The organism is Mesorhizobium neociceri (genome assembly GCF_013520985.1).
Taxonomy (GTDB): Bacteria; Pseudomonadota; Alphaproteobacteria; order Rhizobiales; family Rhizobiaceae; genus Mesorhizobium; species Mesorhizobium neociceri.
Genome location: NZ_JACDTY010000004.1, coordinates 368937 through 393295, shown reverse-complemented (window position 1 = coordinate 393295; position 24359 = coordinate 368937). Strand labels below are relative to the sequence as shown.

Annotated in this window: 26 protein-coding genes; 3 read left to right on the top strand and 23 right to left on the bottom strand. The window is 61.1% G+C overall.

Annotated elements, in window-relative coordinates; genetic code table 11:
* Positions 1-7: 7 nt before the first annotated feature.
* Positions 8-967 carry a sugar phosphate isomerase/epimerase family protein gene (locus H0241_RS12070; RefSeq protein WP_181057629.1) on the top strand — a complete coding sequence of 320 codons (960 nt, stop codon included), beginning with the start codon at positions 8-10 and terminating at the stop codon, positions 965-967.
* Here H0241_RS12070 and H0241_RS12065 read toward each other — a convergent pair.
* From H0241_RS12065 to H0241_RS11975, 19 genes are all read right to left on the bottom strand, one after another.
* Positions 955-2604, bottom strand: coding sequence for a tannase/feruloyl esterase family alpha/beta hydrolase (locus H0241_RS12065; RefSeq protein WP_210284861.1), 1650 nt, complete (start codon positions 2602-2604; stop codon positions 955-957). The two genes, H0241_RS12070 and H0241_RS12065, sit on opposite strands and share 13 nt — an antisense overlap.
* 118 nt (positions 2605-2722) lie before the next feature.
* Complete coding sequence (locus H0241_RS12060) at positions 2723-3925, bottom strand: sugar ABC transporter permease (protein WP_181057628.1); 1203 nt, start codon at positions 3923-3925, stop codon at positions 2723-2725.
* Positions 3926-3964: 39 nt separating this feature from the next.
* The gene (locus H0241_RS12055) at positions 3965-4774 is read right to left on the bottom strand and encodes an ATP-binding cassette domain-containing protein (protein WP_181057627.1); all 810 of its coding nucleotides are present in this window, start codon (positions 4772-4774) and stop codon (positions 3965-3967) included.
* Between the two features lie 61 nt (positions 4775-4835).
* The gene (locus H0241_RS12050) at positions 4836-5912 is read right to left on the bottom strand and encodes an ABC transporter substrate-binding protein (RefSeq protein WP_181057626.1); all 1077 of its coding nucleotides are present in this window, start codon (positions 5910-5912) and stop codon (positions 4836-4838) included.
* 272 nt (positions 5913-6184) lie between these two features.
* Positions 6185-7060 (bottom strand): MurR/RpiR family transcriptional regulator, encoded by an 876-nt coding sequence (locus tag H0241_RS12045; RefSeq protein ID WP_181057625.1) that lies wholly within the window; start codon positions 7058-7060, stop codon positions 6185-6187.
* Positions 7061-7290: 230 nt separating this feature from the next.
* Positions 7291-8046, bottom strand: a complete 756-nt coding sequence (locus H0241_RS12040; RefSeq protein ID WP_235984236.1) for a GntR family transcriptional regulator — start codon at positions 8044-8046, stop codon at positions 7291-7293.
* Between the two features lie 149 nt (positions 8047-8195).
* Positions 8196-8615 carry a RidA family protein gene (locus H0241_RS12035; RefSeq protein ID WP_181057624.1) on the bottom strand — a complete coding sequence of 140 codons (420 nt, stop codon included), beginning with the start codon at positions 8613-8615 and terminating at the stop codon, positions 8196-8198.
* 17 nt (positions 8616-8632) lie between these two features.
* Positions 8633-9394 carry an SDR family NAD(P)-dependent oxidoreductase gene (locus H0241_RS12030; RefSeq protein WP_181057623.1) on the bottom strand — a complete coding sequence of 254 codons (762 nt, stop codon included), beginning with the start codon at positions 9392-9394 and terminating at the stop codon, positions 8633-8635.
* 137 nt (positions 9395-9531) lie between these two features.
* Positions 9532-10290 (bottom strand): amino acid ABC transporter ATP-binding protein, encoded by a 759-nt coding sequence (locus H0241_RS12025; protein WP_181057622.1) that lies wholly within the window; start codon positions 10288-10290, stop codon positions 9532-9534.
* Positions 10287-10943, bottom strand: coding sequence for an amino acid ABC transporter permease (locus H0241_RS12020; protein WP_181057621.1), 657 nt, complete (start codon positions 10941-10943; stop codon positions 10287-10289). Before H0241_RS12020 ends, H0241_RS12025 begins: the two co-directional genes overlap by 4 nt.
* A gap of 2 nt (positions 10944-10945) precedes the next feature.
* On the bottom strand, positions 10946-11608 hold the full coding sequence (locus H0241_RS12015; RefSeq protein ID WP_181057620.1) for an amino acid ABC transporter permease: 663 nt from the start codon (positions 11606-11608) through the stop codon (positions 10946-10948).
* A 56-nt stretch (positions 11609-11664) separates the two neighbouring features.
* A complete protein-coding gene (locus H0241_RS12010; RefSeq protein WP_181057619.1) occupies positions 11665-12489 on the bottom strand; it encodes an ABC transporter substrate-binding protein in 825 nt (274 codons plus the stop codon).
* A 57-nt stretch (positions 12490-12546) separates the two neighbouring features.
* Positions 12547-13638 carry an LLM class flavin-dependent oxidoreductase gene (locus tag H0241_RS12005; RefSeq protein ID WP_181057618.1) on the bottom strand — a complete coding sequence of 364 codons (1092 nt, stop codon included), beginning with the start codon at positions 13636-13638 and terminating at the stop codon, positions 12547-12549.
* Positions 13639-13689: 51 nt separating this feature from the next.
* Entirely contained in the window at positions 13690-14199 is a 510-nt protein-coding gene (locus H0241_RS12000) for a flavin reductase family protein (RefSeq protein WP_181057617.1), read from the bottom strand.
* Positions 14200-14239: 40 nt separating this feature from the next.
* Positions 14240-14929: an MFS transporter gene (locus H0241_RS11995; RefSeq protein WP_268926410.1), complete on the bottom strand. Its 690-nt coding sequence runs from the start codon at positions 14927-14929 to the stop codon at positions 14240-14242.
* 29 nt (positions 14930-14958) lie between these two features.
* On the bottom strand, positions 14959-15705 hold the full coding sequence (locus H0241_RS11990; protein ID WP_181057615.1) for an SDR family NAD(P)-dependent oxidoreductase: 747 nt from the start codon (positions 15703-15705) through the stop codon (positions 14959-14961).
* 137 nt (positions 15706-15842) lie between these two features.
* Positions 15843-16244 carry a DUF427 domain-containing protein gene (locus H0241_RS11985; RefSeq protein WP_181057614.1) on the bottom strand — a complete coding sequence of 134 codons (402 nt, stop codon included), beginning with the start codon at positions 16242-16244 and terminating at the stop codon, positions 15843-15845.
* 35 nt (positions 16245-16279) lie between these two features.
* Positions 16280-17143 (bottom strand): alpha/beta fold hydrolase, encoded by an 864-nt coding sequence (locus H0241_RS11980; RefSeq protein ID WP_181057613.1) that lies wholly within the window; start codon positions 17141-17143, stop codon positions 16280-16282.
* Positions 17144-17196: 53 nt separating this feature from the next.
* Positions 17197-17943 carry an SDR family NAD(P)-dependent oxidoreductase gene (locus tag H0241_RS11975; RefSeq protein WP_181057612.1) on the bottom strand — a complete coding sequence of 249 codons (747 nt, stop codon included), beginning with the start codon at positions 17941-17943 and terminating at the stop codon, positions 17197-17199.
* A 150-nt stretch (positions 17944-18093) separates the two neighbouring features.
* Between H0241_RS11975 and H0241_RS11970 the strand changes: the two genes are divergently transcribed.
* Both H0241_RS11970 and H0241_RS11965 read left to right on the top strand, forming a co-directional pair.
* Positions 18094-19008, top strand: coding sequence for a LysR family transcriptional regulator (locus H0241_RS11970; RefSeq protein ID WP_181057611.1), 915 nt, complete (start codon positions 18094-18096; stop codon positions 19006-19008).
* Positions 19009-19402: 394 nt separating this feature from the next.
* Positions 19403-20176 carry an HAD-IIA family hydrolase gene (locus H0241_RS11965; protein ID WP_181057610.1) on the top strand — a complete coding sequence of 258 codons (774 nt, stop codon included), beginning with the start codon at positions 19403-19405 and terminating at the stop codon, positions 20174-20176.
* Between the two features lie 320 nt (positions 20177-20496).
* On the opposite strand, the gene H0241_RS11960 is transcribed toward H0241_RS11965, so the two are convergent.
* The 4 genes from H0241_RS11960 to H0241_RS11945 form a co-directional block, all read right to left on the bottom strand.
* Entirely contained in the window at positions 20497-20754 is a 258-nt protein-coding gene (locus H0241_RS11960) for a hypothetical protein (protein WP_181057609.1), read from the bottom strand.
* A 75-nt stretch (positions 20755-20829) separates the two neighbouring features.
* A complete protein-coding gene (locus H0241_RS11955) occupies positions 20830-21762 on the bottom strand; it encodes an ABC transporter permease (protein ID WP_181057608.1) in 933 nt (310 codons plus the stop codon).
* Positions 21759-22826, bottom strand: coding sequence for an ABC transporter permease (locus H0241_RS11950; protein WP_181057607.1), 1068 nt, complete (start codon positions 22824-22826; stop codon positions 21759-21761). The genes H0241_RS11955 and H0241_RS11950 overlap by 4 nt, the downstream gene beginning before the upstream one ends.
* Positions 22823-24337 carry an ABC transporter ATP-binding protein gene (locus H0241_RS11945; RefSeq protein WP_181057606.1) on the bottom strand — a complete coding sequence of 505 codons (1515 nt, stop codon included), beginning with the start codon at positions 24335-24337 and terminating at the stop codon, positions 22823-22825. Before H0241_RS11945 ends, H0241_RS11950 begins: the two co-directional genes overlap by 4 nt.
* Positions 24338-24359: the final 22 nt, after the last annotated feature.

The window sequence follows — 24359 nt, the reverse complement described above, 5'->3', positions numbered from 1 at the left end:
GATAGAGATGAAACTGGGCTTTGTTTCCGACAGCCTTGGCGGCATGACGTTCGATGCACTTCTCGACCATGCCGCACGCCTTGGCGTCTCTGGAGTCGAGGTGAACACGGGCGGCTGGTCGACTGCGCCCCATTTCGACCTGAAGACGATGAAGGCGAGCGCGGACGCGCGCCGCAGCTTCGCCAATGCCTTCGAAAGCCGCGGCCTCGAAATCATTTCGCTCAACGCCAACGGCAATCCGCTGCACCCAACCCAGCCCGAGCAAGCCGAATGCCTGAAGGACACAATCCGCATCGCCGGCGAGATGGGGATCAAGACCATCTGCACGATGTCCGGCCTGCCGGCAGGACGCAAGGATGACCTCATGCCGAACTGGGTGGTCTCCTCCTGGCCGCCGGAGACGCAAGAAATTTTGCGCTACCAGTGGGATGAGAAGCTTTTGCCTTTCTGGACGGAGATTGCGAAACTTGCCAGGGAATGCGGCGTCGAACGCATTGCGCTGGAGCTTCACGGAAACCAGTGCGTCTACAATGTTCCATCGCTTCTCAAGCTGCGAACGGCCATCGGTCCGGTCATCGGCGCAAATCTCGACCCGTCGCATCTGTTCTGGATGGGCGCGGATCCACTCGTTGCGGTCGAAGCGCTCGGCGAGGCCGTCTATCACGTCCACGCCAAGGACACGATGCTCAACGCGCCGGTGCAGGCCAAGACCTCGCTTCTCGAAAACGGCTCTCTGGTGGATATCGCTGCCCGCAGTTGGTCCTACATCACCCTTGGCTTCGGCCATGGCGAGGAATGGTGGCGGCAATTCTGCTACCGGCTGACAATGGCGGGCTATGACGGCTGGCTTTCAATCGAACATGAAGACGTTTTGCTCAACAGCCTCGAAGGGTTGGAAAAATCCATCGCCCTGCTCAAAGGGGTGGCGCCCGTAGCTCCGAGCGATTTCAAGCCTCAGGCGATTTGATCGCAGCATGCGGAGGCGACGATGGCAGCTTTCGATCTCAAGGCATGAGCGGGAAGGCAACGCAGCCCGCATCGGCTATTCGCCGGAGCAGAGAAAATTCTCCGCGTCATTGATGTCTCCGACGCCCCTGTATTGGGCGACCTGAGGATAGGCGCACAGCGGACGGGTACGCTCCACGCTCCCGTCGCTGACCCTGGATGCAAGAACGCGCTGCGGCGCCTCGCCCTGTTCGACCCATCGATCGTGCCAAGCTTGTTGAAAGTGTCGCATCCCGCGCCGCCTAGGCAGTGCCCCATTCCGGGGATGGTGAACAAGCGAACGGAAGCGTCAGCCTTCGGACCCGCATTGCGCAGCACCGCCTGATAATAGCCGATCAGTTCCTCCGGGTTATGTCCGTCGTTCCAGCCGATGTAGAAGATCAGCTTGCCGCCGCGGGCCAGGAAAGGCGTCAGGTCGGCATCGACATGCATCAGCGGGCCGACCTTGGCGGTGGCGGTCGCTATGTCCTTGTCCCAATCCAGCGTCGTCCAGTCCCAGTCCGGGTTCTCGAAGGCTGCATATTTGAACAGGTCCAACGCGACTGGAAACGGCTTGCCGTCCGCGGAGAAGCCAGCCTCGCTGCCTTTCGCCGGCCCGGGGGAGATGAGCTCGCCGGTGCGCGGATTGACCGGGCCGGTATAGATCTGTTCCAGCATGCTGACTTGCGATGTGGTCAGGCAGTCCGGGCCGTCGGCGCCCTTGCACAGCAACTGCTTTGGTTTGAATGCACATTTATCGGGCTCGTCGACAAAGCCCTGCTTGAGGCCAACCGGCGAGGCGCATTGCTTCATCATGGCATCGTTCACCATGGCGAATTTGGGCTTGGGGATCTGGATGTCCGGATTGCGGTTGCTGATCCAGCCGGCCCAGAGCTGCTCAGCATTGAAGTTAACGATCGGATTGGGCGGTGCACCGACAACGATGCCGTCATAGTCGTCTGGATACCGCTTGGCTTCGATCAACCCTTCGAGCCCGCCGAGCGAGCAGCCGATCCAATAGGATAGAGCGGCGCTCTTGCCGTAGAAGGACTTGATGATCTCCTTGGCAGCGACCGTCATCAGGTGATCGGCGCGGTACGCATAGTCGATCAGCTTCTCGGGGTGGCCGAGCGCGAAGCGCCCGCCCTGGCCTTCCGGGGTGGCGCTGTCATGCCCGGTGTCGGTGCTAGCAGTGGCGTAGCCCTCCGCAAGCCCGCTCAGCATGCCCGGCACCATGAGCGAGCCGGCCCAGCCGAAATTGCCGACGCCAAGGAACTTGCCGTTCCAACCGACTACCGGCAGCCAGACCTCGACCCTGATGGCTGAATCGCTGCTGGGTGTGAGGGTGGCCGCCACGCGGCAGAACGCAGGATTGGGCGCTTCCTTGGCGTAGCCGGCCACGTTCATCCCTGGCTGGCCCATGATCTGCGAAAGCGGGTCGTCGGGCATCTGGTACTGTCCCGCAGCCACTAGCTCCGCAGCCGTGACCGTCGCGTTCGGCAGCGCCAGCCTGGCAAGTTCGTCGCAGGACACGACGGGTGAGGCTGCCTGCGCGGCAAACGGAAGTGTCATGACCATCAGGCCGACACCGACGACTTGCCGGATCCTTGACCATCGCATGACGGATCGAGCGCCTCCGCTGCAGCAATACCGGATTTTCATAGCAGCCCACGCAAGCAGGCGACTACTGCCTTCCAGTTTCCACCGATCGTTTCAGCGTAGTTGGGTTTGAAGCAAATCAGAAATTCTGCTGACCCATGGCCTTTTCGATCAGCTTGTCGATCGATACGGCCAGCACGAGAAGCAATCCCGTCACGATGAGGCGAACGTAGTTCTCGACGCCCATCAGGTTGAGCCCGTTCTGGACTGTTCCGATGACCAGCGCGCCCAACAGGGCCGCGTGAATGGAGCCGCGGCCGCCGAACAGGCTGACGCCGCCAATGACGGTGGCGGCAATTGATTCCAGCAGCAGTGTGCCGCCCCCTACCCCGCCACCGGAGAAGACGCCAACGCCCAGCGCTCGCGATGCGCCCAGTACGCCAGCCAGCGCAGCGATGCCGCCGGCAATGGCGAAGGCCGCCATCTTGATGCGCGCAACCTTGACGCCGGCCCGGCGCGCGGCCTCGTCATTGTTGCCGACAGCATAAAGGTAGAGGCCGAACCGGGTCTCCTTGAGGATATAGCCGCCTATCCCGAGCAGGATCGCAAAGATCAGAACCACGACCGGTATGCCCTGATGCGCGTTGAGGATCGTCACGACGATGGCGCCAAAAATCGCGGCCGCGCCGAGCGGCAGCACAAATCGGCTGAACAGCGAAGCTTCCAGACCGGCGCGCTTTCTGCGGGCAATGCCCGACAGGACCAGAGCGGCAAACGCGACGAGCCCGATCACCAGCGCGGCCCATGACGTGATCCCCGAAATCTTGGTCTCGGCGATTTTGTCGATACCGGTTCCCATCAACCCGTAGCGGGCGGTCGGCGGTAAAAGGACGAGTTGCAAGCCATTGAGGGCCAGTCCGAGCCCCAGCGTCACCACGAAGGACGGTACGCCGACAAACGTGACCCAGCGCGCCGAAAAGCTGCCGATAGCAGCACCCGTGACGATTGCGACCGTCACCGCCAGCCAGGGCGAAACGCCGTAGTCGACGACCAGCTTCGCCATCAGGACCGATGTCACGCCGTTGATCGCCGCGACCGACAAGTCGATTTCCTTGACCAGCAGCACGAACATCAGACCGATCGCCATGATGCCCACGACCGTGCTCTGGACGAGCAGGTTCGACAGGTTCTGCGGTGTCAGGAAGACATTGCTCTGGAGCGCGAAGAACACCCACAGCGCCACGAGCCCGATTATGACGGGCAGTGCACGCATGTCGCTGTTGAGCACTTCGCCGAACGTGCGGCGTTTGACATCACCGGAAGCGGCGGCCGAGTTTGCCATTTTTGACGTATCCTTCTGATACTTTTCGCCGGACGGGGCTCAGCCCGCGAGGTTGACAGCCTCGTTGCCACCGACCATGGCGTTGACCACTTGCTCGCCTGTCACTTCACTGGATTTGAAACTCGCGACGTTCGCACCCAGGCGCATGACCTCGATGCGGTCAGTGGCGTTGACGACGAAGTTGTGGATGTCGTGGCTGACCACAACGATGCCGAGCCCATCGTTGGCCAGCGTGCGGACCAGGGCCGAGACCTGTTCGGACGCGGAGTGGCTGAGCGCGGCTGTCGGTTCATCGAAGATGACAACCTTCGGCGTCCACAGGATGGAACGTGCGATGGCGATGTTCTGGCGCTGGCCGCCGGACATTGCTCCAACAGGACGCGTCAACGACAGCTGGCCAAGTCGCATGCGTGTCAGCACCTCGCGGGCACGAACTTCGCATTCGGCGCGACGGATCCGTCGGCCGAACCATGCCGGACCGGTCAGCTCGCGCCCGAGAAACAGGTTCTGCACGGCGTCCAGATTGTTGCAGAGCGCGAGATCCTGATAGACGGTCTGGATCCCAAGGGCGGTGGCGTCGGCTGGGCTGGCGATCTTCGCCGGTTGGCCTTCGATGCTGTACTCACCGGAGTCAAAGCCGAACACGCCGGCCATGATCTTGACGAGCGTCGACTTGCCAGCGCCGTTGTCGCCGACCAGCGCGACCACCTCGCCGGCGTGGACGTCCACCGAAGCCCCTTGAAGGGCATGGACCGACCCGAACGATTTACGGATGTTGCGCATCGATATAAGCGGCGTGGACTGGTTCGCCGCATGAACATCGCCGCGGGTTGCTGCCGCTTTGACCATCAGGCTCCTCCCATCAGGTGGCCGGAGGACAGCGAGCGCCGCTGTCCTCCGGTCGATCTCGCTATTTGTTGTTTTTCTTGCAGACTTCGGTGTCTTCGATGCCCTTGCAGATTTCTGGCCAGGTCCAGACGCCTGCAGTGACGACGTCCGAGAGATTGTCCAGGGTGATGTTCTTCACCGGCAGGAAGACCGCCGGCACATCCATGAACTTGTTGTTCACCTTGCCATTGATCAGATCTTTTGGCACTCCCTTGCCATCCAGGATCGAGGCCACGACGTCCGCCGCATAGGTCGCTTCGACCTTGAGATCCTTGAGCACGGAGTTGTCCTGCCATCCCTGCGCGACGTAGCGCAACGCTTCAACAGTCGCGTCCTGGCCGCCGGTCACCAGCTTGTCACCGGGCTTGGCGCCCTGGCTGATCAGCGCGGCAACCGAGCCGCCGGTGGTACCGTCATTCATGCCGAGGAAAACATCGACATCGCCGCCATTGCGGGTCAGGCAGTCTTCGGCGAAGGATTGCGCCAGCGCCGGATCCCAGTTCTGCGTGTACTGCTCGCAGACGACCTTCACCTTGCCGGAATCGATCAACGGCTGAAGGAATTCGTTCTGACCCTTTTCGTACTGGCCAGTACCGTATTCGCCCTCATTGCCCTTCACGCGCGCAACCTTGACCGGCGACTTCTTCATGGCGTTGATCAGCTCGGCGGCGCGCTTGCCTTGCGCCTGGCCAACCGACAGCGAGTCGAAGACGACGTGCGCTTCGGCCTTGCCACCGACCGCGTCGTGATCATAAAGGACCACCGGCACCTTCGCATCGGCTGCCGCTTTCAAGCTGCCAGCGGCGAGATTTGCGTCCGTCGCGGCAAGCACGATCACGCTGGCGCCCTGGGTGATGGCATCTTCGACCAGCCGCTGCTGGCGGGCCGGATCTCCTTCGCCATTCTGCACGATCACCTGAGCGTTCGGCGCCTTCTCCTTCATCGCCGCGACGAAGAACGGCGCGTCCCGGCTTGTGAAGCGGATTGTCGTGGTATTCGGCAGCAGAAAGAACACTTTCTTGGCATCTTGAGCATGTGCCGCCGCCAAAGCGCCGGCCATCGCGGTCGCCGCCAGAAATGCAGTCAGAAGTCGCTTCATAGTTTCCTCCCATGGAACACTCGGTTCGCCCCTCCTTCACAACGGCGCCGGACATCTCCCGGGCCGGGTTGAGGATGGATTGCAACGAAAATTGCAGAATATAAATATTCCGCAACGAACGATGTGTCAACGATGCGACAATGAAATTGTTGCATCTTGCAGAACGCGCAATTTCTATTGCGATATGTGCACATGAGTGCACCTGGCGGCTCCGGGTCGCAATCGGAATGCCCAGGAAGGTGGGAGGTCCGGGATTGTCGTCTGGGGAGCCGCTACTGCCCGGTGACGGTCGGTATGCGCGGACTGACAGCGTTGTTCTGCAGTCGCGCCGCGAGTGCGACCGTCAGCGCCTGGGCGAGGCACATCGGGGCAGCAAGTGAACGGGAAAAGGTATATTCATGCTCCGGTACCGCAAAGAGAACATTGGCGCTCTTGGCCAGCGGAGACAGCGTGCTGTCGGAAATGGCAATGATCGGAACTTCGCTGCGCGCGGCCTCTTCCACGACATTGACGACTTCATTGGCATAGAAGCGAAAGGACACGGCAAACAAGACGTCCGTCTTGCGGATCATGCGCGCCATATGCGTGGCAAGTCCGCCGCCCGGATCAAGCAGCACGCAACGTTTGCCCAACATGGTCAGGATATAGCGGAGAAGTTCGACCACTGGCGTCGACCGCAGCTGCCCGATCAGGTAGATCGCGTCGGCCTTTTCGAGAAGGGTCACGGCCTTGGCCAGGTCCTCGGGCGGTATCTGCGTCAGCATGTCCTGCAGCGAGGCGATGTCGCGCACCACGAGGTCGCGCATGAATCCGACTTCACTGCGATCTGTCCGCGCTCCCAATTCGCCTTCCAGCGCCTTGATGCGAGCCTCGAAGCCGGGTGCGGCGGTCGACAGACGCTTCTGAAAGAGGGACTGGAGTTCCTTGAAGCCTTCATAGCCGAGCGCCTGCGCAAAGCGCACGAAGCTCGAAGCATGCACTCCGCTGCTGTCCCCGATCGCATTCACCGACCTGACCGCGACGTCGTTGGGATTCTGGGTGAGATAGAGCGCGATCTTCTGGTAGGACTTGCTCATTTCATCGTAGCGATCGTGGATGAGCCGTATCAGCTCTTCATAGTCACGCGGCGCTTCAGCGGTCGGTTTCATATTTCACTCTTTCGCAATATTCATTGCACAATGACGCGTCTGCGTCGATTCCGCCAGTGAAATCAGTTGCAGCATTGTTGAAGCAAAAGCGCGTGCAGCTCAGCTGGAAATTGGCAGGTCTGCCTAGCTCGACGCCTGTGGCGGCGAATAGGCCGGAGCCGTCTCATACCCTAGATACCGGGATCGGGAGGACCAACGCGCGAAGATGCTTCGGGCAAGGCCGTGTCTTGCTACCGCGCTGAGGGTCGACTGGCCTTCACCCCGACGCTGTTGCGGCTCGCCCCATCTGAGTCACTGTCGTCAATCAGCGAAAGGTAGCGCTCGAGAGCCTTCGAGAACTTGGCTTGCCAGATCTCGTGGGCAGTGCGGAGATCTCCGTCCCGCAGGCTTTCGAGTAGCTTGACGACATATTTCTCGGCGTCGCCCCTTCGGTCAGTATAGACGACCCCCAGTTGTTGGTTGAAGCGCCTGACATCTGCGGTCAGCTCGGAAAAGTAGCGGATGGTCCGCTGCAATCCCGTCGCATCAATGATTGCCTGCTGGAACTCAAGATCGTTGCGAACGGTCTCGACCTGGCTATCGAGACTGGCGAACTTGACGGCATTCTCAGCTAATTTTTCGAGCCGCTTGATGTCAGCTGGGGTCATGCGACTTGGTTCCGCGAGCAGATGGTCCAGGGCAATTTTTCCCAGGGCCATCCGGATATTGTAGACTTCGATGACGCTGTCCGCGTCCACTGCCCTGACAGATGCTCCCTTGTTCCGCTTGATCTCGACGAACCCTTCGCGAGCAAGCAGGCGCAACGCTTCGCGGACCGGATGTCGGGAGACGTTCAACATGTCGGTAAGCTGTTGCTCGACGAGCCGATCGCCGGGCTGGAAGTGCCCGGCAATGATCGCGTTCCGGATTTGCTCCGCAGCGAACTGCGTGCTTTCCATTTGCGTCATGGGAGCCAGAATGGCGTCTTTTTCATTTGCGTGTCGCATCAAGATCCTCCTAAGGCGACAGCAGGAGATCGGCTGCACGGGCATTCGGAATGTAGACTATATACGAATGCAATTATCCAATGAGAAGCCTCCCACTAAGCTATCGCTACGGAACAAGTGGAAAGCGGTCTGTCTCGCCTGACTTTCAATTAGAGCGAGATCGACAGGTTCCTCACCGGAAGAGCGCCAGCACCACGATACGCAGTGATCTCGATTTCGAAGAGATACTCTGGTCCGCCCAGCGGGCCGCAGCTGACGCAGCTTGCTGGATCGATGCCCGCGAACTTCTCGCCCATATAGGCCATGACTTCCGGGACGTCTTCCTGACGCGGAATGAAGATATGTCGCCGCACTACATCCGCAAGGCTGCTGCCGACCGCCGCAAGTGCGCCTTCGACGTTCTTCATCGCCTGCCTTGCCTGCTCGATCGCCGTCCCGGGCATCGCACGGGTCTTGTAGTCGCGCCCCGCGGTCAGCGACATGTAGATCCAGTTGTCGAGGGCGACGATCCGCGAGTAGCCTTCCTTCTCTTCGAGGATGCTGCCGGACTTGAGCTTCACGAGTTCCATGCGGTTCTACTTGCTAATCAGATCGAGATGCCGCCGTCGATCGCCACCGTCTGACCGGTGATCAGTGCGCCGGCGAAACCGAGGAAGACGATAAGCTCCGCGACATCCGCCGTGGTGCAGACTTTCTTCAGAGGCGTGCTGGTGAGGGTGCTTTGACGGCGCTCCTCCGACCATTCAATCGCCCACGAGCTTTCGACGACGCCGGGCGCCACCGCATTGACGCGCACATCGGGAGCGAGCGCACGCGCCAGGTTCTTCGTCAGGTTGATGACGGCAGCCTTGGAGCCGCTATAGGCGATGGTGCTGGCGACGGCGCCGAAGCCGGCGATGGAAGCAGTGTTCACGATCGAACCTTTGGCCGCCTTAAGGGCGGGCGCCGCGGCCTTCGAGCACCGGAACACGCTCATCAGGTTGACGTTCAGGAGACTTGCCCAAAGCTCCTCCGTTATGCTGTCCAGGTCGTTGATCGGCACAGGGATCTTCACGCCCGGTATTCCCGCGTTGTTGACGAGCAGGTCGAGACGGCCGAGCTTCACCACCGCCTCTAGCACCATTGCCTTGGCCTGCCCGGCATCGCCGACATCGCCTGGAGCACCAATGACGTCGAGCCCCTCCTTTTGCAATTCAGCGAGAGCGGCCTCGCCCCGCTGGTCCGCCGGCAGATAGTTGATTGCGACCTTGGCGCCGGCCTTGGCCATCATGCGCGCGGTCTCGCGGCCGATGCCCGATGCGCCCCCGGTGACGAGCGCTGTCTTTCCCGTGAGATTGAACGAGATCATGAGTTACCCTTCGATGCTGCGTTTGGATGGAATTCGCTAGAGCAGTTCACCGTTTCACGGAAACGGTGAGCCGCCCTAACTCTTTGTTTTGACGCAATTCCTGTGGGAAAGCCGTCCACACTTTTCCTGGAATTGCTCTAGGCGACTGAACTTTTGACGATCTCAAGGGGCGTGCGCTTCTCGCGTCGCAGAAACTTCTGCGTCTGTTCCTTGCGGGGATGGTCGATTACCTCTTCGGCCGTGCCGATTTCGCAGACTTCGCCCTGGCAGAGAAAGGCCACGCGGTCCGCCGATTCCCGGGCGAAATTGATATCGTGCGTGACAACCACCATCGTCATGCCTTCGCTCTTCAGGAGGCGCATGGTCTCAAGCACTTCGCCGACAAGTTCGGGATCGAGTGCGGAGGTGACCTCGTCGAAGAGCATGTAGCTCGGCTCCATCGCAAGCGCTCGGGCAATGGCGAGACGCTGCTGCTGGCCGCCTGAGAGCTGAGATGGCAAGCTGTCGCCCTTGTCGCCGAGCCCCACATGCTCGAGATGCTTCTGCGCAAGTGCGCGCGCCTCCGCGCGGCTGCGCTTTGCGACCACCCGGGGTGCCAGCGCGACATTTTCCAGCGCCGTGAGGTGCGGGAAGGCGTTGTACTGCTGGAACACGATGCCCAGCTTGCAGCGCAACTTGTTGATATCGGTCTTGGGATCGTGGACGCTGATACCGTCTACGAGGATCTCGCCGCCCTGGATCGGTTCGAGCCCGTTGATGCATTGCAGGAGCGTTGATTTTCCCGATCCGCTCGCGCCGATCAAGCAGACGAGTTCGCCCTTTTCGATCGTGAGGTCGATGCCCTTGAGCACGATCACCGATCCGAAGGCCTTCTGGACGTTGCTGATGCGGATCATACGCGGACCTTTCTTTCGAGGCGCCGGCTGTACCGGGAAACCGGATAGCAGATAAGGAAATAGAAAAGCCCCGCCCCCATCAGCAGCAGCCAGGTCTCATGTGTCCTGGTGATGAGGATTTGGGTGGAACGCATGTATTCGATGTAGCCGACCACGCCCGCAAGAGCGCTGTCCTTGATCAGGCTGAGGACGAGCCCAATCCACGGAGCCAGTCCCGTCCTGAACGCCAGCGGCAAGGATATGTACAAAAGCTCCTGGTAGCCGGTCATGCCGAGCGAGCGAGCGCTCTTGCGATATTGAAGCGGGACCGACAGGAGGCCCGCCCGGACCACCTCGGCAGTTACTGCAGACATCCAGGCACCAAGCGCGACGGTACCGAACCAAAAGGGTGAAGCGCCGAAGCCCAGGATCGACAGAAAGCTGTTGGCGAGTATCAGCTGGATGATCATCGGCACGCTGCGTATGATGTCGACGAAGGGGGCCGTGGCGATCCTCGCGGTCACGGACACGGTGCGCAACCAGCCAAGGACGATCCCGGCAAGAGTGCCGACAAGGGTTGCCGCGGCGGCCAGCCTGACGGTGTTGAGCAGCCCCTGAGCCAGGAAATACGCATCCGACCAGGCGAGGCCTTGGTTTGCGAAGGAAAACTGCACCCCTAGCTCCTGTATATGAGGCGGAAGGCCAGCTGGGACGAGAACTGCAGCCCTTTGGCTATGACGTAGTAGATCAGCGCCGTGACCAGAAAGAACTCGAATGTCCGGAAGGATGCCGACTGCGCGTACTGCGTGGCGCCTGAGAGCTCTTGCAGTCCGACCAGCATGCCAAGTGAGGTGTTCAGCATGCCCCAGATGCCTTGCGTGACATAGGCAAGGAAGATCACCTTGAACATCTGCGGAAAGATGACATGAATGAAGCTCTGCGGGCTGGTCATGCCGAGCGAGCGCGAAGCCGACAGCTGCTGTCGCGGGATGGCGTTGAGGCCACCCCTGAAGATCTCTGTCATGTATCCGGCGTTGTTGAAGGAAACGGAGATGAGGACGGCGGCGTAGCTGGGGATGTTGATGTGGAAGGCGCCCAGCCCGAAATAAAAGAGATAGAGCTGAAAGACGGCAGGCGTGTTGCGCGACAGCTCCACCCACCAGGTCGAGAAGCGGTAGGCCCATCCCTCGCCCTGCTGGCGTGCGACTGCCATGGGCATCGCAATCAGCGTGCCGACAATGAAGGCGAGAATGGTGATCTGGATCGTCACCCAGGCTCCGGCCAGCAGCAGGGGCAGTGAATCCCAGACGATGGACCAGTAGAACTGATAGCCGTTCATGCCAATCATCCCATGCTCGTGCCGGCAGGGTTTTCCTGCCGGCACGAGCTCTATGGTTAGAAGTTAATGCCTTCAGCTGTCAGCGGCGGCAGCGGACCATTGCCGTAGTACTTGTGGTACACCTCGGCCCAACGCCCGTTCGAGACCTGAGTGAACACGAAAACGCGCGCCCAGTTGAGGAATTGCTGGTCGTCACGATTGACGGCAATCGATCCGAAGTCGGCGAGAGGGGCAAGCCCGGCCATCACGAACTCAGGGAACTGACCACTTTGCGATAGCGCGTTGAAGACGGCGACGTTTATAACGATTGCGTCGATCTTGCCCTGCTGCAGAGCCATGAAGGTCTCCGCATCGCTCGCAAAGCCCGTATAGGTCGCACCCTTCCCCTGCCAGCCCTTGCCCAGTTCATCCTTGAAGAGTTGCTCAGGCGTGGTGCCAACGACGCCACCAAGTTTCTTGGATGCAAGGTCGGAGTATTGGGCTATGCCGGTGTCCTTGCGGGTCACGACTGCCATGACGTTGTTGGTGTATGGCTGGGTGAACGCTACGGTCAGCGCACGTGCCGGGGTCGGCGTGGTCGAGGCGATCAGGACGTCGATGCGGTTCGAAACCAGTGCCGGGATGCGATCCGGCGAAGGTGTTTCAATGATTTCCGGCTCTGCGCCGAGCGCCTTTGCCATGTCCTTGCAGTACGTCACGTCATAGCCGTCGGGCTCGTTGTTCGAGTCGCGGAAGCCGGCGGGCGGACTGTCCAGCATGATACCACAACGCAGCTTCTTGTTCTTGATGATCGTGTCGAGCGCTGACTCGGCATGCACCTGGCCTGCGAGCGTCAAGGTGGCAACCGCTGTCGCCAGCAGGGCCTTTACAATCGTTCTCATTTCATTCCCCTTTTCTTGTTACGGACAAAATCGTTGGCTGAGCATTTGTCAGGCCGCTCAGCTCGCCTTTCTCGCCAGCCCGGGTGTCACGCCGAGAGCTTCGATAGGCCCCACTTCCTTCTCGATCAGCGGCACGACCTCGTTCTTGAATCGAATGATCGAGCGATGCGCCAATTCGATCGGCATGCATCCGAAAGAGAAGTTGCAGGTGTAGTTGCTTGGATTGAGGCGTTTGATGTCCGCGACCATCTTTTCGGCAACGGTGTGCGGATCGCCTACCACCATGTTGTCGGCATATTGGTCGAGCGTGTACTCGCCTTCGTACGCCTGGTTGCTGATGTAGCTGTTGTCGTCCAACGGCGGTGAGGCATGGCGCAGATAGTGCGCCATACGCCCCACGTACCGGGCACGCTCCGCCACGGCCAATGCCTCGGTGCGGCTGTCGGTTATGGCCAGGTACTGCATGATCGCCAAGGGCTTGGTCGAAGGCTGCTCGCCGATGGACGTCCAGGCGTCGTTGAGCCCATCGACCATCTTGTAGAGCACCGGCGATCCGAGGGTGCTGGCTGCAAGGAACGGGACCGCCTTCCACTTCTTGAAGCGATCGAGAAGCTTGGGGTGGGAGGAGGTCACAAAGATCGGCGGAAGAGGCTTCTGCTGGGTGCTGATCGCAAAGTGGGTCTTGGGAAGGGAAATGTGCTTCCCCTTGTACTCGACCTCGCCATCGACGAGCGCCTTTTCGATGACGTCCCAATATTCGAGGAAAACCTCGACCCGATCGTCCAGCACGACGTTGTAGCGGTCGAACTCATAGCGCTGATAGCCGGTACCCAAGCCGATGATCAGACGACCCTCGGTTTGCGTGTCGGCGACCGCGATCTCCTGGGCGAGGCGAAGCGGATTGTAGAGCGGCAGCACGATGACGCCCGGGCCAAGCTTGATCCGCTTAGTCCAGCCGGCCGCGTAGGAGCACATCATCAGCGGCGAAGGAGAGCTCGAATAGTTGGCGAAATGGTGCTCGGCGAACCACGCGACGTCGAAGCCGAGCTCATCGGCGGTCTCCACCATCTTGCGCGTGTCGCGCATCACGCCCTGGGCGCCGTCGGGATGATCGCGAAGCGTCATCAGGTTAAAGAGACCAAGCTGCATTCATTGCTCCTAAGATCCTTCGGCGACTGCTGTCGACGTTGGCAAACAGTCCTATCCAGCCTTCTGCAGGACCATGGGGGACGTCAGCGCGTAGGCGCCGTTCTGGTAGATCAGCGGGTCGACATCGGAGGCGAATGCCACCCCGGCGACACGTCCGATGATGATGTCGTGTGTGGCGTAGGAGATTGCCTGATCCATTTCGCAGAACAGGTTCGCCTGGGCACTTGCCAGGTACGGAATGCCGTCCCTTTCGGTCCACTCGCCAATGTCGAAACGCTTCTCGGCTGGCCGCCCGCCACTGAAAGAGTTGGATATGTCGGCCTGCGAGGCTCGAAGCACGTTGATGCAGTAATGCCCCTCCTCCTTGAGCGGCACGTTGATCGACGAGTTGCGGTTGACGCAGGCAAGGATCGAAATGGGAGCAAAGCTGAGCGGCGTGACCGACGTGACGGTGATGCCGTATCGGCGCCCATCGTGGCTGCATGAGATCACGCAAACCGTGGACGCCACGCGCCGCATCGATTGCCGGAAATGCTCGGTACTCAAGTCCTGCGAGAGCATTTTCTGTTTCCTTGTTCCCGGCCATAAGATTGCAGATTATCTACAATCCGTCAATGCGTGTTTTGGGCGATTTGATCCTACAAAGTTGCTGACCTAGTGGTGGTCGTCGCCGTGTGCCCCGTCCGGCCCTGGATGCGGAAATTGCCTTGCCAGATCCGAACAGGATCCAGAAGCTGAGATGGGTGGGCCACGGCGCGTATTGCGTCAACCCGCCGCCCAGCAGCAGAGCCGCGGCCAAGCCAAAGGCCTGGGCGGCGGCTGTGATGGATGAAGCCCGCTTCGCCTGTCCCTCGGCGCTGAACTCCAGCACTGCCGCCGTCGAAGGTCCGGCGGTCAGGCCGACGCCGGCGCCCATGAAGGCACGCCCAGCGAAGAGCCAAAGCACGCTGGGCGCAACCGCGAACAAGAACACACCGGCGAGCGACGCGCCAAGTCCCAGCAGCATCGTCGTCCGGCGACCGATATGGTCGGAGATGTCCCCGTAGAGGATGAGGATAGTGACGACGACGATGGGGTATATGGCGAATATGCCCGTGGTCACTGTATGGGTCAGACGCCATTCCTCGGCGTAGAGCTGGTAGGTCATGGCCGGCGCGGCGCTGGTCCAAAGCGTATGAGCGACCACGCCTGCCGACACCCAGAAGCTCGCCTGTCGCCCAAGTGCCAGAGGTCCGGACCGCCTTGTGCGACGGTTTGATGACTTGTCTCTTTGGACGACTGACCTCGGCATCGGGTTCGCTCCTGGCTCGGGCCGAGACTTCAGAGCTTCGAGCCGCCATCGACCCGAACGGTGTCGCCACTGATCCAGCGCGCGTCGTCGGAAGCAAGGAAGGCGACGACACCGCCGATATCGTCCGGCTGGGCGAGACGCTTCAGCGACTGGATACCGAGCGCGAAAGCCTGCCCTTCATCCGTCTTGGCAAAGTTCGACATGTCGGTTGCGACAATACCCGGCGCCACCGCGTTGACGCGGATGCCGCGCTCGCCGAGCGCGGCGGCGAAGTACTTCACCAACGTGTCGATCGCGCCCTTGGTCGCAGCATAGGCCGAAAGCGTCCCAACGGCGGCGTGGGCGCCCAGCGACGAGAGGAGCACGATGCTGCCGTCCTTACCCATAATCGGCAGCAACTGCTGGACGAGGAAGAACGGCGCGCGGACGTTGACCGCGAAGAGCCTGTCGAAATCCTCGACCGTCGTCGCTTCGATGGTCGCTGACTTCGAGATTCCGGCATTGGCCACGAGAATGTCCAGCCGGTCGCCAACCACGGCGCGGACTTGGCTGGCGAGCTTGTGTGGCCCGTCGGGCGCCGAAAGATCAGCGGTAATAGTGTCTGCACGTCCGCCGGCCTTGCGGATCTCGGCGACGACGGCTTCGGCTTCTTTCGCGCCGCTGCTGTAGTGGACCAGAACCTGCGCACCCATTCTGGCGAGAGCCAGCGCGCTCGCGCGGCCCAACCCACGCGAGGCGCCGGTGACAAGGGCGGTCTTTCCTGAAAGCTTGGTCATTGTCGTGTGTCCTTGGTGACGGCTCTTTTCAAGGTTTCCTCGGCACGCGGCCGGGCATTCGCCCCGCGAGCCCGGGGCGGTAATCAGCGGCGAAGATCCGCATTGCTGCCGGCCGCGGCTTCTTCGGAAGGCGGGGCCTAGCGCTCGGAGCGCTCCTCGATCGCGTCCACCCGCTCTGGGTAGAAAGCCAGATGGTTCTTGATGGCCGCCACCGCATCGTATGGATCCTCGTAGGCCCAGACAGCGTTGATGGCGCGCTCCCCACCTGACGGGATGCTGAAGTATGCGCAGTCTCCCTTGTAGGGGCAGTAGGTCGCATGCGCGCTCCGCTCGAGCAGGGCCATATCGACATCCTTGCGCGGGATGTATTGGACCGCCGGGTAGCCCGCTTCGCGCAGGACCAGCGCGTCGCGGCTGTCAGCCAGGATTATGCCGCCGATTGAGACCACGACTCGCTTGGGGTTGGGTTCGATGGTGATGGGGTGATCGGGTCCCGGGATCTTGATCATCTTCGCGGCTGTATTTGTCTGTTCGAACATAGTTTGTCTCCTGCAATGGTCGCCCAGCACGGCACTCACGCACCGCGGCCCTGTTCCTCCAGGAACATCGAGACATGGCGGACGAAACGTTCGGGATATTGGTAGAGCGAGCCGTGGTTGGCGTCCGGGTAGAGAATGAGCTGCGCGTTCGGGATGTTCTGCTGCAGGATGAACGAGTTCACCGTGTAGATGATCACATCGGAACCGCCATTCACGACCAGCGTCGGTTGAGCAAGCGCCTTCAGATAGTCATAGGGATTCTCGCGTGGCGCGCCCCATTTCACGAGTGCTTCGATCTGCGCCGGAGCGACCTTTTCGCTGACCTCCGGATCGCGCCCCTCGTTGCGCAGCCGGAAGCGCTTAAGGAACTCGCGGCCGGCGGCCTGGCTCCGCTGCGAGGGCGAGAAGTGCACGCGAAGCCAAAGATGGTCCGGATTTTCATAGGCGGCGCCGAAAATCTCCTGCGCCTCCGGCGTCAGCGAGGCCATGCCTTCGCCGCTGCGCGGGCCGGTGCCGACCAGCACCAGGCGTCGGACCAGTTTCGGTTCGGCGATGGCCAGCGTCTGTGCGACGAGGCCTCCCAGCGAAAAGCCGAGCACATCGACCTCGGCAAGGCCGAGCGCCTTGATGAATGCTGCGGCATCAGTGGCCATCTCCTCGATGGAGGTCGGAACCTCGCCCGAAGTCGACGAGATGCCGGTGTTGTCGAACAGGATGACCTCGCGATCCCTGGCGAAGCCATCTGTCACCGCGGGGTCCCAATGATCCATCGTGCCGGTGAAATGCATGTTGAAGACGAGCGGCACGCCACCCGTTTTGCCGAAACGCCGGTAAGCGAACGGGATGCCCGCGACGTACACGAACTGCGTAGGTGCTGTTTGGTGGTTGTGCTGCGCCATTGAGTGTCCTCTGCGATGTGGCGGGCGCGGAGCCGAGCCCCGCGCCCAAGGGATCAGTTGGCGCTGTGTCCGCCGTCGACGTTGAGGATGTGACCGGTTATGAACCTGGCCTCGTCCGATGCGATGAAGACGATGCCGTCGGCGACCTCTTCCGAGAGGCCGAGTCGGCCCAGCGGCACCTGCGCGGCCAAGGCGGCCTTGTTCTCCGCCGTCTCGGTGAAACGAGTGAGCATGCCGGTATCCGTCGGGCCAGGCGCGACGGCATTCACGCGAATTCCCGACTTGGCAAGTTCGAGCGCCGCCGACTTGGTGATGCCTTCGACGGCATGCTTGGCGCCGACATAGAGCGAGGCCCCGGCCGCGCCTTCGTGTCCGTAGGTCGAGGAGATGTTGATGATGCTGCCACTCCCTTGGGCCTGCATCGCACGCACCTCGTGCTTCATGCTCAGGACCACGCCGAGAACATTCGTGTCGAAGGTCGCGGCAAAGCTTTCAGATGTCTGCTCCGTGATCAGGCCGCGATCGCCTTCGGTTGCGGCGTTGTTCACCGCGACATCGAGACGACCAAACTGCGCGACGGTCTTGTCGACCATGGCACGGACGTCGTCCTCCTTGCGGACGTCGGCTCTGATGAACTCTGCCTCCGAACCGAAGGAGCGCAGCTCCCTGACGAGCGCCTGGCCAGCCTCATCACGCCGGCCAGCGACGACCACGTTGGCGCCCTTCTTGGCGAAGGCGACAGCGGCGGCGCGCCCGATGCCGGTCAGTCCACCAGTGATTAAAACAACTTGAGTGCTCATGGTTCAGTCCTTCGTGTGGCTACCGCGCCCGGCGAAAGCCTTGTGGGGGTTCGTTACAGATCGTTTCTGCTGGCTTGAGGTAGGTTCCGCTGGTGCCCTGCAAAAAGACTTTGTAGGTTGGTCGCCATACCTAAAAGGCATGGGAAACCCATGGAACTGAGACATCTCCGTTATTTCGTCGCTGTCGCCGAGGAGGGCAACCTGACGCTTGCGGCCAAGAAAAGGCTGCACACCGCGCAGCCTTCGCTCAGCCGCCAGATCCGCGATCTCGAATACGAGGTTGGCGTTCCGTTGATGAGCCGCAACGCGCACGGCATCGAATTGACCGCTGCAGGCAAGGCCTTTCTCGACCATGCCCGGCTGGCGCTGGCGCAGGCCGATGCCGCGGTGGAAGCGGCGCGCAGGGCAGCACAGCCTGCCCGGAAAACATTCGCCATCGGCTTCCAAACCGGTCACGAGATGAACTGGCTGCCGCGGGCCATGCATGTGTTGCGCGACGAGTTGAAGAACATCCAGGTCACGATCACGAGCGACTATTCGCCTGATCTCGCCGAGGCACTTGTCCGTGGCCGGCTCGACGTGGCCTTCCTGCGCGCCGAACCGACCTTCGACCTGTGCTACGAGGTCGTGGACCACGAGTCGCTGATCGTCCTGATGCCGAGCGACCATCGCCTCACCAGCCGCGAAGCAATTCACCCGCGGGAACTGGCCGGCGAGATTTTCATCGGCGGTTCGAACAAGGCCACGGTGCTGCACACCGTGACCCAGGATTATCTGCGCCGCTCCGGGCTCGATATCAAACTGGACTATGGGGTGGACAATCTGGCGATGGCCATGTCCCTGGTTGCCTCTACCCGTGGGTTGGCGCTTATGCCCGCCTATGCGAAGAATTTGTTGCCGTGGTCCGTGGTCAGCCGACCGCTGGAAGGTGAAGCACCAACGATCGACCTGGTTATCGGCTACAGCAAGGCGAACGCATCGCCCACCCTCAAGCTATTCCTTTCACGATCGGACGAACTGATCGCAGGCGCAACGAACCAGGCGAATCTGGGAAATGCACGCTGACGGACTGGCTGTCGAGAATCTGCAACGAGTCGGGGTTCCAGTTCGAATGAACCTTCATCCAAGGCAACGAAGCTGGAGCCGCTGACCTGGTGAATGTGGGGAAAGGCGGTAGCGCTCCGGCGTTACCCTCATCAACCTCACCAATCTCAAGAGCCGAGGCATCTGATCCGTCCGGAAAGGCAGGCCATCGGTTACCGCGCCATTTTCGAAGCTACAATGGACCCTTTTACACGCCGCAATGTCCTAATTGCCGCACCAACGATCGGATGCCGTTCCCACATTGCTCTCGGTGCGTACATTGGCCCACGCGATCACATAGAAGGGAACAACGCACGTGACCAAGAACAGATTTATGCCCATGCGCGCATCCGAAGACCTCACGGGTTGAAGTCTGATGATCGTAGCCCACCTGCTCGACATGGACGGGGTTCTGGTCCGCGGCGGCCAACCAATTGCAGGCTCCATCGACTATGTCGCCGGGCTGGTCTCCAACGGCAAGCCGTTTCAGATCTTTACCAATAACTCCCGCTTCACTCCGGAAGATCATGCCGAACGTTTGAGGGCGGTTGGCTTCCTCGTTCAGCCTGAGCACATCTACACATCGGCGCTCGCCACGGCGCGATTCGTGGAGCTGCAAAAGCCCGGATCATCCGTGTATGTCATCGGTGACAATGGACTGGTCGAGGCCCTCCGGCACGCAGGCTGTCGGATCACGCAGTTTGCCCCGGATTTCGTGATCCTTGGCGACACCACTTCGTACCACTACGAGCAGATCACCGCCGGCGCCGAGCTTGTCGCAAAGGGCGCGTGGTTTCTCGCCACCAATCCGGATGCCACCGGCCCGACCGAGCGCGGGTTCCATCCGGCCTGCGGGGCGGTCGCAGCCCTGATCGAAAAGGCCACCGGCCGTCAGCCCTATTTCATCGGCAAACCGAACTCATTCATGATGCGAAGCGCGCTCGACCGCCTGGGAGTTAGTGCAGCCGACACGATCATGGTCGGAGACAGAATGGATACGGACGTTGTCGCCGGATTGGAATCGGGTCTGAAGACAGCCCTTGTTCTTACTGGGGTGAGCACGCGGGCTGACATGGAGCGATTTCCATTCAGACCGGACCACGTGATCGACCGCCTCGCCGATCTTGGCGAGATCCTCAAAAAGGAATGAACATGTGGAAACGACGCGCACTGGTGCCTACCCGGTCGGTCGCAATCTCTTTGTGGGCTTCCGCTGTCCCGGCCCCGTCGAGCACACCCGACAGGATTCGAACCTGCAACCCCCGCCTTCGGACGGCATCGGCTAACCTCTGCCTCGAAATTCGAAAGTTTTGCACTAAGCCGCGTGCCTCCGATAGCAGAATAGCGCCCCCTCAATAGTGGGTCTTGCGATGTAGCGGTCTCCCGCTACCAAAATCCGATTAACTCCCTGAAGACTATGAGAAATACCTCCGTTATGGTAGCGCCATAGAACGGAATTTCGCAATGAAATCAAGGCAGCACCCGAATCAGGAGGAGCCTTGAATCCGTAAGTTGGACTGGGCGATGTGAAAAGACAGCCGATGCTGCTAGTTGGGGAGATCGAGGCTTGGCAGGTCGTTTGTTCAGCCACGCCATCGCACGGTCTGGTGTGATCTCGAGGATGCCAAGCGCCATCGCCTTCAATTCACTTTTTTCAACCCGCCAAGCATCCGGCAAACGATAGCCGATTGGAAATGAATCGCTTGGATCAAGGATGTGCTGATGCATAACCGTTATCCGCCCTTCTCGAAATGCCCGAGACGATTCCGGCTCTGCCCCGAGACCTCTGACGCCGCGGCGCTGTCATTCCCGCTTGTACGGTATGCCGAGCCGGGTCGGCTGACCGCTCCGGAAACGAACACCCATCAGAAGCCCGATCGACGCCAGATATGGCAGTGCCAGGAGCAGTTGGTGTGGCACCGGCGCCCCTAGCACCTGTAGATGCGTGGCGAGCGATTCAAGGAAGGCGAAAGCTATGACCGCGACCAGCACCCCTTTGGGTTTCCAGTTTCCCGCGATCAGGGCCACGATCACGATCCAGCCGCGCCCAGCCGTGAAGTCGGCGAGAAAGCGATCTGAAAAGCCGAGCATAAGAAAGCCGCCGCCAAGACCGGTCAGCGCACTGCCGATCATCACCGCGGCAAATTGGCGGGCGGTTACGCTAAGGCCCTTTACATCCAGTGCCTTGGGGTTCTCGCCAAGGCAACGCAATTCGAGCCCGTAACGGCTGCGATAGAGCAGGAACCACACCAGCGGCACGGTGAGCAGTGCGACATAGGTCAGCGCGCGCTGCGAGAACAGAATGGGCCCGATCACCGAAATGTCGGAAAGCAGCGGGATGGCGACGTCCTGGAAGCCGGAAAATGTCGGCTGTGCCCGGCCCTGGATGTAGCTCTGGAACCAGTAGAGCGTCAGTCCGCCGGCGAGCAGGTTGAGCCCGAGGCCGGCGATAAAATGATCGACGCGCAAGGTTGCGGTCATGAAGGCGATGATGGCGCCCATCAAGGCTCCGGCGACGATCGCCGCAAGCACCGCAAGCCACAGCGACCCGGTGGTCGTTGCGGCGATGTAGGCGGCGAAGGAACCCGTCAGCATCGTGCCTTCCACACCCATGTTCCAAATGCCGGCGCGCTGTGTGATGAGTTCGCCCATCGCCGAAAACAACAACGGCGTCATCGTGCGGATGGTGGCGGCAAGGATGCTGACGATAATCGCTTCCTGGAACAGCTGATTCATTGGAAAGCGACCCTGACCACACGGTAGCGCGCCAGCACGCCGGCGCAGAGGAAGAAGAAAAGGGTGATGCCCTGGATGGCGGGCACGAGCGACGCAGGCACATCGCCAAGCACCCGCATGTAGACGGCACCGCTGGCCAGCCCGCCGAAGAACAGTCCGGCCACGACCGTGCCGAGCGGTCTGAGGCCGCCGATCATGCCGACGATGATGCCGGCATAGCCGAGACCGACAAGGTTGTCGGCGCGCAGCCTGTGCGCCACGCCGAACAGCTCTGTTGCACCTGCAAGGGCGGCGAGCGCGCCGCTTGCCATCATGACGATGGTGACTGTGCGGGCGATGTTGACGCCCTTGTGCCGCAACGCCTCGGGATTGTAGCCGAGGCCGCGTATCTCGTAGCCAAGCGGTGTCCGTGAAATCACCACCGCGCACAAAGCGGCAGCGAGGAACGGCAACAGCACGCCTGCGTGCAACCTGTTGCTGCCGAACAGTGCCGGCAGAAAGGCGTCCTCAGGCAGCATCGGGGACTGCTGGTAGGAGATGGTGGCGCCGTTCTCGCCCCACGGGCCACCTTGCAGCAGCCAGGACAGCAGATAGATGACGAGGTAGTTCAGCATTACCGTGGAGATGATCTCGTTGACGCCGAAGCGATTCCTCAGCTGCGCCGCGAGCCAGCCAAGCGCCATGCCTGCGGCCATGCCAAATGCGAGCACGCCCGGGAAAAACAGCAGCGGCGGCATACCGGCCAGAACCTGCCCGCCAAGATACCCGCCCATGGCGCCGGCAAAGACCTGGCCTTCTTGGCCGATGCTCCAGAGCTGCGCGCGGAAGGCAATGACGGTGGCAAGTCCGGTGAGGATGATCGGTGTCGCTTTCACCAGCGTGGTAGCCAACGCCTTTGGTGAGCCGGCGGCACCCTGCACGAGTGCTGCGAAGACCTGACCTACATCGGCACCGGTCGAAGCAAGCAGCAGGGCCGACACGGCAAGCCCCGCAACAACGGCCATGGCGAAGGATGCGGCGGTCCACAGGCCGTCGCGTTCGGTTCTCGGTTCGAAGCGGATCATTGGGTTGTCCCTTGCCGGCGGCCTGCCATCATGACCCCCACCTCGGAGATGGTCGTGTTCCTGGGATCGACGATGCCCATGATCTCGCCCTTGAACATCACCGCGATGCGGTCGGCGAGGCCGAACAGGTCGCCCAATTCCTCTGAGGCGAGGATGACGGCGAAGCCTTCTGCGCGCTTCCTGAGCAACTGCGACTGCACATATTCGATGACGCCGACATCGAGGCCGCGCGTCGGCTGATTGGCGAGCATCAGACCGGCGGCATGCCGGAATTCACGCGCGATGATGATTTTCTGCGCGTTGCCACCCGACAGCTTTCCAGCAGTGACCTTTTCGTCGCGCGTGGCGATCTGGTACTCGGCGATCATTTCGCGCGACAGCTTGGCGATGGCCTTGAAGTTTATCAGCGGGCCGCTGCGGTATTTCGCATTGCGTTGCCAGCCGAGCACCAGGTTTTCAGCGACATTGAATTCCGGCACCAAACCCTCCCGGAACCGATCATCCGGGATATGACCGACGCCGCGATCCATCAGGCAGCGGGGGGTGAGCCCGGCTATCTCCTCGTCCATCAACCGGATCGAGCCTGCCTGAGGTTTGCGCACGCCGCACAGCACCTCGAACAGCTCCTTTTGACCGTTGCCGGCAACGCCGGCTATGCCGAGGATCTCGTGGCGTGCGACTGAAAAGGATACGTCCTTGAGGACGGCTTCGCCCCAGTGTCCATGCGCGGTCAGCCCTTTGACTGCGACCACCGTCTCGCCCGGTTTCAGCTCCGGCTTGGTGATCGCGAACGACACGTCGCGTCCGACCATCAGCCGGGCGAGTTCGTCCGGAGACGTTTCAACGGTGTTGAGCGTTGCCACGACCTTGCCTTTGCGCAGCACCGTGACCCGGTTTGACTGCATGACCTCGATCAGCTTGTGGGTGATAAGGATGATCGACAGGCCCCGGGCGCACATCTTGCCCATGATGTCGAACAGGATGCGCGATTCCGCCGGCGTCAGCACTGCCGTCGGCTCGTCGAGAATGAGAATCTCGGCGTCGAGATAGAGCGCCTTCAATATCTCCACCCATTGCTGGCGACCGACCGGCAATTCCCAGACATAAGCGTCGAAATCGATGTCGAGGCCGTAACCATCGCAGATGGCTTTGAGCTTCTGCCTGGCCTCGGCGGCGTTAAGCCGCCAGCCCGAGCGTTGTGTGCCGACGATGATGTTTTCGAGCACGGTGAATTCCGGCACCAGCACGAAATGCTGATGCACCATGCCGATGCCGTGGCGGATCGCGTCTATCGGCGAGGCGATGTGAACGGGCTGATCGCGCACGAATATCTGCCCCTTGTCAGGGCGATAGAAGCCGAAGATGCACGATGAGAGTGTCGACTTCCCGGCTCCATTCTCGCCGAACAGGCAGTGGATCTCTCCGGGGCGGAGATCGAAGTCGACATCGTCGTTGGCGGCAACGCCGGCGAAGCGCTTGGTCAAGCCTTCGACGCGCAAAGCAGTGGACATGGCTGGTTCCAAAAGGCTGGAG

What these genes read in the sequence shown, in the direction of transcription:
- H0241_RS11955 (WP_181057608.1), bottom strand. Translation starts at nt 21,762, where the DNA reads ATGAATCAGCTGTTCCAGGAAGCGATTATCGTCAGCATCCTTGCCGCC.
- H0241_RS12060 (WP_181057628.1), bottom strand. Translation starts at nt 3,925, where the DNA reads ATGGCAAACTCGGCCGCCGCTTCCGGTGATGTCAAACGCCGCACGTTC.
- H0241_RS12010 (WP_181057619.1), bottom strand. Translation starts at nt 12,489, where the DNA reads ATGAGAACGATTGTAAAGGCCCTGCTGGCGACAGCGGTTGCCACCTTG.
- H0241_RS12015 (WP_181057620.1), bottom strand. Translation starts at nt 11,608, where the DNA reads ATGAACGGCTATCAGTTCTACTGGTCCATCGTCTGGGATTCACTGCCC.
- H0241_RS12005 (WP_181057618.1), bottom strand. Translation starts at nt 13,638, where the DNA reads ATGCAGCTTGGTCTCTTTAACCTGATGACGCTTCGCGATCATCCCGAC.
- H0241_RS12070 (WP_181057629.1), top strand. Translation starts at nt 8, where the DNA reads ATGAAACTGGGCTTTGTTTCCGACAGCCTTGGCGGCATGACGTTCGAT.
- H0241_RS12030 (WP_181057623.1), bottom strand. Translation starts at nt 9,394, where the DNA reads ATGATCTCGTTCAATCTCACGGGAAAGACAGCGCTCGTCACCGGGGGC.
- H0241_RS12035 (WP_181057624.1), bottom strand. Translation starts at nt 8,615, where the DNA reads ATGGAACTCGTGAAGCTCAAGTCCGGCAGCATCCTCGAAGAGAAGGAA.
- H0241_RS11965 (WP_181057610.1), top strand. Translation starts at nt 19,403, where the DNA reads ATGATCGTAGCCCACCTGCTCGACATGGACGGGGTTCTGGTCCGCGGC.
- H0241_RS11950 (WP_181057607.1), bottom strand. Translation starts at nt 22,826, where the DNA reads ATGATCCGCTTCGAACCGAGAACCGAACGCGACGGCCTGTGGACCGCC.
- H0241_RS11970 (WP_181057611.1), top strand. Translation starts at nt 18,094, where the DNA reads ATGGAACTGAGACATCTCCGTTATTTCGTCGCTGTCGCCGAGGAGGGC.
- H0241_RS11960 (WP_181057609.1), bottom strand. Translation starts at nt 20,754, where the DNA reads ATGCATCAGCACATCCTTGATCCAAGCGATTCATTTCCAATCGGCTAT.
- H0241_RS12055 (WP_181057627.1), bottom strand. Translation starts at nt 4,774, where the DNA reads ATGGTCAAAGCGGCAGCAACCCGCGGCGATGTTCATGCGGCGAACCAG.
- H0241_RS11975 (WP_181057612.1), bottom strand. Translation starts at nt 17,943, where the DNA reads ATGAGCACTCAAGTTGTTTTAATCACTGGTGGACTGACCGGCATCGGG.
- H0241_RS12000 (WP_181057617.1), bottom strand. Translation starts at nt 14,199, where the DNA reads ATGCTCTCGCAGGACTTGAGTACCGAGCATTTCCGGCAATCGATGCGG.
- H0241_RS12025 (WP_181057622.1), bottom strand. Translation starts at nt 10,290, where the DNA reads ATGATCCGCATCAGCAACGTCCAGAAGGCCTTCGGATCGGTGATCGTG.
- H0241_RS11995 (WP_268926410.1), bottom strand. Translation starts at nt 14,929, where the DNA reads ATGCCGAGGTCAGTCGTCCAAAGAGACAAGTCATCAAACCGTCGCACA.
- H0241_RS11945 (WP_181057606.1), bottom strand. Translation starts at nt 24,337, where the DNA reads ATGTCCACTGCTTTGCGCGTCGAAGGCTTGACCAAGCGCTTCGCCGGC.
- H0241_RS12045 (WP_181057625.1), bottom strand. Translation starts at nt 7,060, where the DNA reads ATGAAACCGACCGCTGAAGCGCCGCGTGACTATGAAGAGCTGATACGG.
- H0241_RS11980 (WP_181057613.1), bottom strand. Translation starts at nt 17,143, where the DNA reads ATGGCGCAGCACAACCACCAAACAGCACCTACGCAGTTCGTGTACGTC.
- H0241_RS11985 (WP_181057614.1), bottom strand. Translation starts at nt 16,244, where the DNA reads ATGTTCGAACAGACAAATACAGCCGCGAAGATGATCAAGATCCCGGGA.
- H0241_RS12050 (WP_181057626.1), bottom strand. Translation starts at nt 5,912, where the DNA reads ATGAAGCGACTTCTGACTGCATTTCTGGCGGCGACCGCGATGGCCGGC.
- H0241_RS11990 (WP_181057615.1), bottom strand. Translation starts at nt 15,705, where the DNA reads ATGACCAAGCTTTCAGGAAAGACCGCCCTTGTCACCGGCGCCTCGCGT.
- H0241_RS12065 (WP_210284861.1), bottom strand. Translation starts at nt 2,604, where the DNA reads ATGCGATGGTCAAGGATCCGGCAAGTCGTCGGTGTCGGCCTGATGGTC.
- H0241_RS12040 (WP_235984236.1), bottom strand. Translation starts at nt 8,046, where the DNA reads ATGCGACACGCAAATGAAAAAGACGCCATTCTGGCTCCCATGACGCAA.